10 protein-coding genes are annotated in these 12,143 nt (G+C 40.8%); 2 read left to right on the top strand and 8 right to left on the bottom strand.

The features are described 5' to 3' along the window. Nucleotides 1-50 precede the first annotated feature (50 nt). Nucleotides 51-1,793, bottom strand: coding sequence for an arginine--tRNA ligase (gene argS, locus B5G52_RS11655; RefSeq protein WP_087532823.1), 1,743 nt, complete (start codon nucleotides 1,791-1,793; stop codon nucleotides 51-53). A 53-nt stretch (nucleotides 1,794-1,846) separates the two neighbouring features. Beyond that, entirely contained in the window at nucleotides 1,847-3,430 is a 1,584-nt protein-coding gene (gene prfC, locus B5G52_RS11650; protein ID WP_087532822.1) for a peptide chain release factor 3, read from the bottom strand. Between the two features lie 524 nt (nucleotides 3,431-3,954). Between prfC and B5G52_RS11645 the strand changes: the two genes are divergently transcribed. Continuing rightward, nucleotides 3,955-4,359 (top strand): hypothetical protein, encoded by a 405-nt coding sequence (locus tag B5G52_RS11645; RefSeq protein WP_140394318.1) that lies wholly within the window; start codon nucleotides 3,955-3,957, stop codon nucleotides 4,357-4,359. Between the two features lie 56 nt (nucleotides 4,360-4,415). Here B5G52_RS11645 and gltX read toward each other — a convergent pair whose 3' ends face one another. From gltX to proB, 4 genes are all read right to left on the bottom strand, one after another. Continuing rightward, nucleotides 4,416-5,900: a glutamate--tRNA ligase gene (gene gltX / locus B5G52_RS11640; RefSeq protein WP_087532820.1), complete on the bottom strand. Its 1,485-nt coding sequence runs from the start codon at nucleotides 5,898-5,900 to the stop codon at nucleotides 4,416-4,418. Nucleotides 5,901-5,981: 81 nt separating this feature from the next. Then, the gene (locus B5G52_RS11635) at nucleotides 5,982-6,341 is read right to left on the bottom strand and encodes a glutaredoxin (RefSeq protein ID WP_087532819.1); all 360 of its coding nucleotides are present in this window, start codon (nucleotides 6,339-6,341) and stop codon (nucleotides 5,982-5,984) included. 66 nt (nucleotides 6,342-6,407) lie between these two features. After that, nucleotides 6,408-7,382, bottom strand: a complete 975-nt coding sequence (locus tag B5G52_RS11630; RefSeq protein ID WP_087532818.1) for a GGDEF domain-containing protein — start codon at nucleotides 7,380-7,382, stop codon at nucleotides 6,408-6,410. A gap of 79 nt (nucleotides 7,383-7,461) precedes the next feature. Then, entirely contained in the window at nucleotides 7,462-8,565 is a 1,104-nt protein-coding gene (gene proB / locus B5G52_RS11625) for a glutamate 5-kinase (RefSeq protein WP_087532817.1), read from the bottom strand. Nucleotides 8,566-8,691: 126 nt separating this feature from the next. Between proB and B5G52_RS11620 the strand changes: the two genes are divergently transcribed. Continuing rightward, nucleotides 8,692-9,639 carry a DMT family transporter gene (locus tag B5G52_RS11620; protein WP_087532816.1) on the top strand — a complete coding sequence of 316 codons (948 nt, stop codon included), beginning with the start codon at nucleotides 8,692-8,694 and terminating at the stop codon, nucleotides 9,637-9,639. On the opposite strand, the gene B5G52_RS11615 is transcribed toward B5G52_RS11620, so the two are convergent. Continuing rightward, nucleotides 9,546-10,124 (bottom strand): class GN sortase, encoded by a 579-nt coding sequence (locus B5G52_RS11615; protein ID WP_087532815.1) that lies wholly within the window; start codon nucleotides 10,122-10,124, stop codon nucleotides 9,546-9,548. The genes B5G52_RS11620 and B5G52_RS11615 overlap by 94 nt on opposite strands. Then, the gene (locus B5G52_RS11610) at nucleotides 10,121-12,124 is read right to left on the bottom strand and encodes a marine proteobacterial sortase target protein (protein WP_087532814.1); all 2,004 of its coding nucleotides are present in this window, start codon (nucleotides 12,122-12,124) and stop codon (nucleotides 10,121-10,123) included. The genes B5G52_RS11615 and B5G52_RS11610 overlap by 4 nt, the downstream gene beginning before the upstream one ends. Nucleotides 12,125-12,143: the final 19 nt, after the last annotated feature.

Raw genomic sequence — 12,143 nt, 5'->3', positions numbered from 1 at the left:
TAGGCTAAATAGTTTTATCAACGCAGCTAAAGCGAACTACACGCAGCAGATTACATTTGCTCCATGACTTCGATGCCTAACAGATCTAAGCCTGTACGCAATGAATCTGCCACTAAATTACACAACACTAAACGGCTGTCACGCACGTTTGACTCTACGCCTTCTTTAAGCACTGGGCAAGCCTCATAGAATGTCATGTATAAACTAGCTAGTTCGTACAAGTAGCTACATAATACGTGTGGTGTGGCTTCATTGATCATTTGATCAAGTACTTCTTCCAACTGAAGCAATTTAAGCGCTAGTGCTTTTTCTTGTGGCTCAACGATTGCAACACTGGCATTTAAGCATGTAGCATCAACGCCTGACTTACGGAATATACTGCGTACGCGGGTATACGCATATTGTAAGTATGGTGCAGTTGCGCCTTCAAAGCTGAGCATGGTATCCCAGTTGAAAATATAATCGCTGGTGCGGTTTTTAGATAAGTCAGCGTATTTAACTGCGCCAATACCTACTTTACGAGCTATTTCGCTACGCTCTTGCTCGCTTAAATCTGAGGTACGTTCTGCTAATTTTGCACTGGCACGGGCAATTGACTCTTCAAGTAAATCTGCAAGTTTAACAGTGCCACCAGTGCGTGTTTTAAATGGCTTACCATCTTCACCCATCATGGTGCCGAACGGGCAAAACTCATAGCTAGTTTCATCACGTAATAAACCAGCTTTACGAGCTGTTAACTCTACTTGATTGAAATGTAGACTTTGGCGCGCATCAACAAAAATTAAGATACGCTCGGCGCCTAACTTGTTTGAACGATAGTCACACGCTGCTAAATCGGTTGTTGCGTATAGGAAACCGCCACCTGATTTTTGCACGATAAACGCCGATGGTTCGCCATCTTTATTTGCCAGCTCATCTAAAAATACAACTTGTGCGCCTTGCGACTCAACAGCAATTTCTTTATTTTTCAACAACGCAATAATATCGTTTAGCTCTGCGTTATAGGCACTTTCTGCCATGATGTCATCGGCTGTAAGCGTTACATTTAAGCGTTTGTATACTTCTTCCGAGTGCTTAACTGACGTTGCAATAAACAGCTTCCACAGTTTTTCACAATGTGCATCGCCACCTTGTAATTTAACAACATAATCACGGGCTTTATCGGCAAATCCTTCTTCATCGTCAAAACGCTTTTTCGCGTCACGGTAAAAGGTCTCTAAATCAGCAAGTGCTACGCTATCTAAGTCAACACCTTGGTTGATTTGGTCTTCAAGGTGCGCAATCAACATACCAAATTGCGTGCCCCAATCACCCATGTGATTTTGACGAATGACCTTGTCACCACGAAATTCAAGCGCACGTACTACAGAGTCACCAATAATCGTTGAACGTAAATGGCCCACGTGCATTTCTTTAGCCAAGTTTGGTGATGAGTAATCAACCACAACAGTTTGCGGCTTTGCATGCTCTGCAATAGCCAATTTTGCATCTTGATTGGCCGCTTCAACACTGTGTGCTAAAAATTCAGGTTTTAAATGGATATTAATAAAGCCAGGACCTGCAATTTCTGTTTTATCGGCAATGTCACTGACATCTAAATTATCAATAATTTTTTGTGCAAGCTCACGAGGGTTGCTTTTCATTTTTTTCGCAGCGCCCATCGCACCATTAATTTGGTAATCACCAAACTGTGGACGTGTGCTTTGTGTTACTGCAGGGTTAGTATCAGCCGGTAAGCCTGCTGCTGTCATCGCTGCAATTGCTTTATCAATTAGAAACGTACGAATATTCATGTAATTTGTTACCTTTATCAGCCCGCTATTGCAGGCTTTAATTAAATTTTTGTCTAGTTTTCACGTGTGTGGTTAAACGTCACTTCTGGGTAACGCTCAATTGATAAATTAAGATTCACACGGCTAGGTGCAATGTAGGTTAAGTTATCACCGCCATCTAAGGCTAAATTGCTTTCACACTTACGTTTAAAATCTTCAAACTTTTTAACATCAGTCGAACTTACCCAGCGAGCGGTATTTACATTCACGCTTTCATAAATCGCATCTACGTTATATTCAGCTTTTAAGCGTGCTACAACTACATCAAACTGCAACACACCCACAGCACCTACTATAAGGTCGTTATTAATAAGTGGCCTAAACACTTGCACTGCACCTTCTTCAGATAGCTGTACCAAGCCTTTTAATAACTGTTTTTGTTTGAGTGGATCGCGTAAACGAATACGGCGGAATAGCTCAGGTGCAAAGTTTGGAATACCACTAAATTTAAGCTTTTCGCCTTGCGTGAACGTATCACCAATTTGAATAGTGCCATGGTTATGCAAACCGATAATATCACCAGCAAAAGCATCTGCTGCACGCTCACGGTCACCCGCCATAAAGGTCACCGCATCAGAGATACTGACTTGTTTACCAATACGTACGTGGTTCATCTTCATACCTTGACTATATTTGCCCGATACAATTCGCATAAAGGCAATACGGTCTCGGTGCTTAGGATCCATATTAGCTTGAATTTTAAATACAAAGCCTGAGAAGTTGTCTTCGTCAGCAACCACTTGGCGGTCTTCTGTTTCACGCGGTAATGGCGTTGGAGCCCATTCAGTGAGGCCGTCTAATACATGATCGACACCAAAGTTACCAAGTGCTGTACCAAAATACACAGGTGATAACTCGCCCGCTAAGAACAGATCTAGGTCAAATTCATGTGATGCACCAATTACCAGCTCAAGCTCTTCACGCAATTGCTCTGCAAGCTCGCCACCAATGGCTTCATCTAACTCGGGGTTATCTAGCCCTTTGATGCTGCGTACTTCTTGAATTGTATGGCCTTGGCCTGTTTTATATAAAATCGTTTCTTCGCGGTGAATATGGTAAATACCTTTAAATTCTTTACCACAACCAATAGGCCACGTGATAGGTGCACAGGCAATATTAAGCTCTGTTTCTACTTCATCTAATAATTCCATCGGGTCGCGTATATCACGGTCACACTTATTCATAAAAGTAACGATTGGCGTAGTACGTAAACGCGTTACTTCCATCAACTTACGAGTACGGTCCTCTACACCTTTTGCAGCGTCGATAACCATCAGACATGAATCCACGGCAGTAAGTGTACGATAAGTATCTTCTGAGAAGTCTTCGTGCCCTGGAGTATCAAGTAAGTTAACTAAGCGCTCATTATATGGAAATTGCATTACAGAGGTGGTGACTGAGATACCACGCTCTTTTTCCATGTCCATCCAGTCAGATTTAGCATGCTGGTTAGAGCCACGACCTTTTACAGTACCGGCTTTTTGAATTGCCTGTCCAAATAAAAGTACTTTTTCAGTAATGGTGGTTTTACCCGCATCCGGGTGAGAAATGATCGCAAAGGTGCGTCGTTTATTAATTTCACTAGATAAATTAGACATGTAAGCCGCTTTAAGTCATAACAAGGCACAGCTAAAACAACCCAAGTAAAGGCTATTTTGAGGCATTGTAAATATAAAATAGAATTAACAGCATTATACCTTGTTTGTTCTAGCCAAAAAAGCAGCGATTGTAAGTAATTAACCTCTTGCTAAGTTTCATACAATTCAAACTCTCTGCAGCTAATTCTTTACAGCAAACAATATATACCAGCCAAACAAGAACCTGTTAAGTGTGCACCTTTAAAAAACTAGCCAGCCCCCTTAAAGATACGACCATGTATTAAATAAAATACGGCATCACGCTTTAATATTTAGCACTTAATTTGGTTAACGTCTAAAAACTCTTCGCTTGCTATTGACAATAACTATCAAAAGTCTGTAAACCTAATAACAAACACTTCAAAACAGATTATAGGTTTTTACTCATGAACAAGATGCTACCTCAATTCAAATACTGTTTAACGTACAGGTGCTTGAGCCTGAGCACTCTTTTAAATTTATATTCAGTGCTACAAAAAAAGTTTGTGGAAAAAGCTCGGCAATTCACATTACTGAGCTTTCAGTCCATTTTATTGTGCCTTTCGGGTTGCTCAAGTTTTACTTTTCATACTAACCTAGATGAAAATTATATAGCAAACGAGGTTGCGCACCATGGGCTTTATAAGTTTTATTCAGGGCAAGAGGCTAATGAAAGTGGTGCGAAGTTAATTGGAACAGCTACAGGGTTTAGCTGTCTACCATACAACCCTCTAGGCTACGAACAATATGAAATATCTCAACTGAAGGGATTAGCGATTGATAACCTAAAACAAGATATATTACGTCTTGGTGCTAACGCATACTTAGTCGAACAATGTCATGATTACAGCAATAACAGCAATGAATGCGATAAAGGGCAAAGGTGTGTAGGCCAAGCATATGATTATTAATAACCTGATAAAAAAGCCGAGCATATTAGCTCGGCTATATTTAACACATTAATAATTTAAGCGCTTGGGTATTCGCGATAAGCGCGCTCAATATTTTTAGCCTGCTTTTTAGAAATACCTAGATGAGCTAATGCAACACGTAAACGAGCACGTGATAAATCAGAGCCTAAAATCTCCATTGCATCAAGTACTGACGTTGATGACGTTTTACCAGTGATAGCGACAAAGATTGGCTCCAAAAAGTCTTTGATCTTTAACTCATGGAAAGTTGCTACGGCTTTAGCAATAGCAAATATTTCAGGTTTTTCCCAGCTACGTAGCCCTTCAAGTTGCCAAATAAAGAACTGTAACGCTTGGCGAATAACGTTTTCATCCGCTTTACCAGCCGTTAATAACGTAGGGTCGTACTGTGGAATACCACCCACAAAGTGACCTGCAAGATCAACCATATCTGATAGTGTGTTGATACGTGTTTTCGCTTCAGGTAAGACTTTAGCAAGCATATCGCCGTTAAACTTCCAATCCACAAAGCGTTGAATAAGCTCTGCATCTGTTAGGTTTTCACGGATCCACATACCGTTTAACCAGCTTAGCTTATCTACATCGAATACTGGGCCGCCCAGTGATACACGCTTCATATCAAAGTGTTCAATCATTTCTGCAAGGGTAAATTTTTCACGCTCATCAGGCATTGACCACCCCATGCGACCTAAGTAGTTTAGTACCGCTTCTGGTAAGTAACCCATTTCTTTATAGTAATTAATTGAGGTTGGATTTTTACGCTTTGATAGCTTTGATTTATCTGGGTTACGCAACAATGGTAGGTGACCAAGTACAGGCGCTTGCCAACCAAAGTCTTCGTATAGTTTTAATAACTTAGGCGCTGAGTTTATCCATTCTTCACCACGGAAAATATGACTAATTTCCATGTGATGATCATCAACCACGTTCGCTAAGAAGTACGTTGGGAAGCCATCTGCTTTTAACAGCACTTGCATGTCTACATTTTCCCATGGGATCTCAATCTCGCCGCGTAAGTAATCGTTAAACTTAAAGGTACCCTCAGACGGAATATTCATACGAATAACATACGGCTTACCCGCTTCAAGATTCGCTTTAATTTGTTCTTCCGTTAGCTTTAAACCACGACCATCATATTTAGGGCGCAAACCTTCAGCCATTTGCTCTTCACGCATTTGGTCAAGCTCTTCACTGGTTGCAAAGCAGTAAAATGCTTTACCCTCGTCAACTAACTGATGTGCAAACTTTTTGTATAAATCGCTGCGCTCTGATTGACGATAAGGGCCAAATTCACCACCTACGTCAGGACCGTGATCCCACTCAAGACCTAACCAACGCAAGCTATCCATAATCGCTTGTTCTGATTCTGGCGTGCTACGAACTTGGTCAGTATCTTCAATGCGAAGTACAAATTCACCACCTTGTTGTTTAGCAAAGCAGTAATTAAACAAGGCGATATAAGCAGTGCCAAGATGCGGGTCACCAGTAGGTGACGGAGCAACACGAGTACGGATTGTCATGGTATATTCTCTTTAAAAAGGACTATAAAAGTTGCCCAAATGCTAGCATAGCAAGGGCAATTTTCGAAGTGGTAGCGCGCGTTATGCCGCGACTTTATCTAAATAGGCGATAATATCGTTTGATTCATATAACCAATTAACTTGGCCATTTTCTTCAATACGCAAGCAAGGCACTTTAATTTTACCACCTTGCTCTAATAATTCTTGGCGATAACCGTGATTATTCTTCGCATCACGCGTATCGACTTTTAAACCTTGTCGCTTTATTGCTCGGCGTACTTTGACACAAAAAGGGCAGGCTTTAAATTGATAAAGCTTAAAGTGGCTGGTTGTTTGATCGAGCATAGCTTGCTCGCCTTCTGGGCGTTTTTTACTACGCGGGGTAAAAATAAAATCAAAGAATAAGATTAAACTACCTAAAAGCCAACGAACTAATTTCATTTTATTACCCTATCTAACAACAAATTTGAGGGCATGGATTTTAGCATAACAGCTAATAAAATAGCATCAAAAAAGCTCAATACCGTCGTCAACAACGTCGGACTCTTGCTCTATCTCCAGTTCATTATAAGCGGTTACTTGGTTACGGCCATTATTTTTCGAGTGATACAACGCAAGATCAGCTTTATGAACTAATGCTGACACCATATCTACTTCACTCAGCGCTAAAAATCCAGCGCTAATAGTTAAGTTATTTATTTGTGGAAATGGGTATTCAGCAACATTACAGCGTACCCGATCAAGTATATTTAGTGCCTCATGCTCATCACTCGCTTGAAACAACACCGCAAACTCTTCACCGCCATACCTAAATATAATATCATCAATTCTAAAACTATCTTTTAACAACCGAGCAACGAGTAAAATAACTTCGTCACCAATAACATGGCCAAAGTTGTCATTTACATGCTTAAAGTGATCAATATCCAACAGAGCTAGAAACCAATAAGACAGCTTCGCAGACGCCCCAGAAGAAGTGATAAATGTGTCACCCGAGATAATCTCTATGACTTTTTTATCAAATGTTTGGCGATTTAAAAGCTCTGTAAGAGGGTCTAACCGAGAGCGATGAATTAATGCCAATTGGTTGGCATAAACGTTAAGCACATGTACGGCAAGCATACAGCTTCTTTCGGGAAGTTTATGTTCCGATTCAACAAGTAAAACGCCAATGACTTCACCTAAGTAATACGCTGGAATATAACTAGTGTAATGACTGGAGGCACTGCTGATGCATACTTTATTTTTTGCCACTTTATTTAAAATGGTCGTAAGTTCTTGACTATCTAATCGCTCCAACAGTGAATCTTGATTGACTAATACCAGTGAGCCATCACTGCCAGAGTATTTATTAATATACAATGCAAATTTTTTAATTGCAGGAAGTTCTATAATTGCAGACAAAAGAGTCCTATCTAAATCAGACTCTTCCTCTTGCTGTGTAATTGAGACTACCCACTCATGCCCGCACGAGTTAGTCATCTAAAATAAACCTAAACAATACATTTAATTAAGTTTAGGTCAGTATTTAAATTTTACTAAATAACTAGGGTCTTATATGCTAAAAAAGTACCAAATCATCACGATGGATCACTTCTGCACCGCAATCAAAATCCAATAACTTAACGATTTCAGTAGAGTGGCAGCCTTTGATTTTATCGACTTCTTGACTATTAAAACGTGCCACCCCACGCGCTACCAGTTGATAGTTTAAATCAACTAAGTCAACTAAATCTCCTCGACTAAACTGACCTTTTGCGATGCGGATACCTTTTGCTAATAAGCTAGCCCCTTGGTGCTTAATTGCAGCCGTTGCACCATCATCAATAACAATTTGACCATTACTTTTTGGCCCGGCTAATAACCACTTTTTACGACCATCGCGAGGGGCTGTTAATTTTAAAAATCGAGTGCCAGGTAATTGCTCACTCATGCAGTTTAAAATAACATTTTTGCCAGCGCCTTTGGCAATAACCACTTCGACTCCTGCACGGCTTGCTATATCAGCTGCTTGCAGCTTAGTTGCCATACCGCCTGTGCCTAAATTTGTGCCACTGCCACCAGCAAGCTGACGTAGCTCATCATCAATATGACTTACTTGTTCAATTAATTGTGCGCTTGCATCTGTGCGAGGATCGCTGGTGAAGAGCCCTTCTTGATCAGTTAATAACAGTAATTTGTCTGCATTGGCTAAAATAGCGACAAGTGCCGATAAGTTGTCATTATCACCCACTTTTATTTCACTGGTTGCAACGGCATCATTTTCGTTAATAATTGGCACAACATCATGACTGAGTAAAGCCGTTAATGTGTCTCTCGCGTTTAGGTAACGATCGCGGTCCTCTAAATCAGCACGAGTTAATAACATTTGCCCGACATTAATACCATATAATGCAAATAAGCTTTGCCAAATATGGATCAGCTGCCCTTGACCGATAGCCGCTAACATTTGCTTATCAATAACAGAGCGGCCACACGGTTTAATGAGTTGTTCACGACCTGCCGCGACAGCCCCACTTGAAACCATCACAACTTGATGGCCTTGCTTTTTTAACTCACTACATTGGCGAACAAGTTCAACCATGTGTGCTTTGTCGAGTTTATCGGTGCCGCCGGTAAGCACACTTGTTCCCAGCTTAACTACTATTACCTGTGCCCTATGCATTGCTACTTACTACACAAAAGATGAAGGATTTATTTATACCAGTTATCGCTTTTTGAACAAGTTAAAAAATTTCATGCTAGGATCGCATTTTAATTTATTCATCTGAATTTAAAGTAAGAGTTCATCATGCCTGCCAGTTTATGTTTAATTATTGCCACCTTTTTATGGGGTAGCTCGTTTATTGCACTCAAGTATGCAATTGCTATTTATGACCCCGCGCTGGTGATTTTTTTACGCATGCTAACAACGCTAATGCTGGCACTGTGTTTATGGCGTTATGTTATTCGTTTTGAATACCGCTCCGGTGATTGGAAGTACCTGCTTGGGATGTCGCTGGCCGAGCCTTGTTTGTACTTTTTATTTGAAGGCCACGCAATGGAATATACCTCGGCCTCACAAGCCGGTGTTATTGTGTCATGCTTACCGATCATAGTGGCTTTTTTAGCGTTTTTTATGCTTAAAGAATACATAAGTAAAGCCATTGTTATTGGTTTTACATTTTGCATTGGTGGCAGTATTTTATTGACCTTACTTTCTCCAACTTCTGAGCAAGCTCCTAATCCACTGTTAGGCAACTTTTTAGAGCTTATGGCGATGGTCTGTGCAGCGTTTTATACCGTGGCGGTAAAGCACTTAACGGCGCGTTACTCACCTTTAACGCTCATTGCTTTACAAGGTTTTAGCGGCAGTTTGTTTTTTGCGCCTTTTTTATTATTCATTGATTTACCAAGTGAAAACCAACACGACTTAACCGCTCTATTAAGTATTTTATATCTTGGTTCGTGTGTGACTTTAGGTGGCTATGGCATGTATAACTACGCCATAAGTAAAGTATCAGTGCTAACGGCAGCGGCCTATTCTAATTTAATTCCTATTTTCACGTTAATTTTATCCGCCATCATTTTAGGTGAAATACTTACATTGGGACAGTGGCTAAGTATTGCTGTAGTTTTTATTGGGGTCATGGTAAGCCAACGCCATCAAGAGCTGGTAGTCGATGTTGATGACGAGACTTTATCGGCTGAAACCAATAACCTTAAATCAGTGCCAGAGGCTAATGAATCAAAAGGGTAACAGGTTAATAAATACAAGCCGCTGCGCTGTAAAAATGCATGTTGGGATTGATGAATTACTTCAACCCCACGCACTTGGTACTGCACAATATTCCCGCTTTGAGTTTGTAAGCTAAACTGTTCGCCCACCTTAACTTTTTGTAAAAAGGTAAAGTGGGTATCGTTATGCCCTGCAATTAAGGCGCCGTGTTCTGAACCAAGCTCACCGCTTGGTAAATAATGGCTTGGCGCAAAGGCTAAATTACGGCCGCTTGCTCCTGCCAAAATCGATAACGTTTTGCCTCGGCTTGGCCAATTAAGTTGTGCTGTGACATAGCTATCAGCGTAAAACCAAGGTTTTACTTGTTCATTCGGTGTAACTAACGCTTGTTGCCATGCTTGCTCAATCAAGTGCTGAGCAAGCCATGCCTTTGCTTGTATATAACTGCCATGCGAGAACAAACCAACACCTAACACCAGGATGAAAACACTAAACCAGAATTTCATTTTTTGACTCTTAAAAAAACAAACCCAGTGAGTAAAATGCAACCCAATAACATGTGTAATCTACTTTGCCCATCAGTTTGCGGCAATCGCATGGTGAGTCCTTGCACTGGTTGATTTGCCACTTGTACATCGTGTTCAGCAGGTGTGTTTATTGCTGTTTGCTCAATCGCGACAAATGCAGTAAACGGGCTTAGTAATTGATGCTCTAAAGCTAGGTTTTGAACTTGCTCTTTTACTATTTGCTTATCGTTATAAAGTAATAACGATTTAATTTTTTGCCGTGCCCATAATCGACTTATGCCCACTGCATTTTGACCTTGCTGTGCATTAAGCTTTAAATTAAGTGGTCCTTGCGCTGTTTGACCAAGTAGACTCACAGCCTCATTGCTTGTTAACTTAATGGCCACCATAACTGGCTCTGAAAAATATAAATCAGGTAACGGTGATGGCCAATACTCAAGTTGCTTATCATTACTTTGCAAAGTTAACTGAGTGATTGCAGGGTGAGCCAGTTTATTAAATAGCTGCTGCATTTTCGGTTGTACGTCATGTGTACTACCAATAAAAGTAAATGTTCCTCGACCCACATCAGCAGCACGTCGCATAAAGTAACTATTTGGTGCACTGCCTATCCCTACTGTAAATAAACGCGTATCACCCAGCTGCATACGAATATGTGTAAATAGTTCAGCTTCGTTACTGACACTGCCATCAGTTAAAAATACCACTTGGCGCACAAAACCATCTTGCTCACTGTTATCAAGCACCGCATCTAACGCACCAGCAATATTAGTACCGCCATCAGCTTGTAGGTTGTAAACAAAGCGCTTGGCTCGGCGCAGATTAAAATCATTGGCTGCAACCGAATGCTTACTCATCGGTGCTACTTGGTCGTCAAACCCTATGATATTAAAGCTATCGTTTGCATCGAGTAAGGATAATGCATAGTACAACGCACTTTTTGCCTGCTCCATAGATTGACCATGCATTGAGCCCGAGGTATCAATTACAAAAACCATTTCACGCGGCAGTCTTTGCGTTTGGGTAAAATGATCATCCGGCGGCATCAGCATTAATAAACCGTAACGTTCACCATTTTCCAACTGCTCAGTAAAATACGCAGCTTGCGCTTGCTCTTTTTGAAGTGGTTTAAATTCCAGTAAAAAGTCGCGGTTAACGGCGTTGCCTTCATCAAGTGCAATTTGATAATGCCCAAACTGAGGATTAGTTACTGCAATTTGGTGGTATTTAGATTCAATATCAACCAATTCCAATCCAACATCGATATTAATAGTTAAACTAAATTTTCCACGTTGAGAATCCGACTCAATTGATTTTTGATAAATCGGGCTGATCCAACCATTAGGGGCTAACTGTGTGTTACCCGCTTTATTATTTTCAGCGTTTGTAGCTGATAATTCGCCATTAAGTGGATGATAACGCGGTGTAATCGTCGTCGGAAACCTAAGCGCAAAAGTACCACTGCGATAATCAATCACTTCTTGATACTCAAGCTCGATAATCACTGTTTCGCCTGGGTTTATATTGGCTACATTTGTAGTGAACATATTTGCCCGTTGCTGCCTGACGATAGCCGCTTGCTTACCTGCTTTTTTAGCTTGTTGAAAACGCTGCTCTGCTTGCTCTTTTTTGTCTATTTGGCCTTTAATGATACGCTCGCCAATACGCATAGTCATTGCATGTACCGCACTTTCATCAGGCAGTGGAAATACATAACGCGCATTCACTGCAAACGGGTTTTCGTTGCGGTAATACTGAGTCACAATAACGTGGTTTATCAGACCCGTTACCGTCATTTTTGCATCACTTTGCAATATAATACCCGGCGTTACTGGCGCTCCCTGACTGTCATACATTTTAAGTTCAGGTGAAGCTGCTGCCACAGTGACACTACAAGCACCGAACATAATAAGAATAAAAAGGCTTACCCACGCCTTAAAATGAACACGGGTAAGCACTTTGCTTGGTTTACTCAACATAAAATCACTCCCTTGATGG

Origin of the sequence: Pseudoalteromonas sp. A601, assembly GCF_002165575.1 — a bacterium.
GTDB lineage: Bacteria > Pseudomonadota > Gammaproteobacteria > Enterobacterales > Alteromonadaceae > Pseudoalteromonas.
The sequence above is the reverse complement of the archived record's forward strand: the minus strand, read 5'-3'. Positions and strand labels throughout refer to the sequence as shown.

Coding starts and splice junctions, on each gene's coding strand:
- B5G52_RS11635 (WP_087532819.1), bottom strand. CDS start 6,341: ATGAAATTAGTTCGTTGGCTTTTAGGTAGTTTAATCTTATTCTTTGAT.
- B5G52_RS11615 (WP_087532815.1), bottom strand. CDS start 10,124: ATGAAATTCTGGTTTAGTGTTTTCATCCTGGTGTTAGGTGTTGGTTTG.
- prfC (WP_087532822.1), bottom strand. CDS start 3,430: ATGTCTAATTTATCTAGTGAAATTAATAAACGACGCACCTTTGCGATC.
- argS (WP_087532823.1), bottom strand. CDS start 1,793: ATGAATATTCGTACGTTTCTAATTGATAAAGCAATTGCAGCGATGACA.
- B5G52_RS11610 (WP_087532814.1), bottom strand. CDS start 12,124: ATGTTGAGTAAACCAAGCAAAGTGCTTACCCGTGTTCATTTTAAGGCG.
- gltX (WP_087532820.1), bottom strand. CDS start 5,900: ATGACAATCCGTACTCGTGTTGCTCCGTCACCTACTGGTGACCCGCAT.
- B5G52_RS11630 (WP_087532818.1), bottom strand. CDS start 7,382: ATGACTAACTCGTGCGGGCATGAGTGGGTAGTCTCAATTACACAGCAA.
- proB (WP_087532817.1), bottom strand. CDS start 8,565: ATGCATAGGGCACAGGTAATAGTAGTTAAGCTGGGAACAAGTGTGCTT.
- B5G52_RS11620 (WP_087532816.1), top strand. CDS start 8,692: ATGCCTGCCAGTTTATGTTTAATTATTGCCACCTTTTTATGGGGTAGC.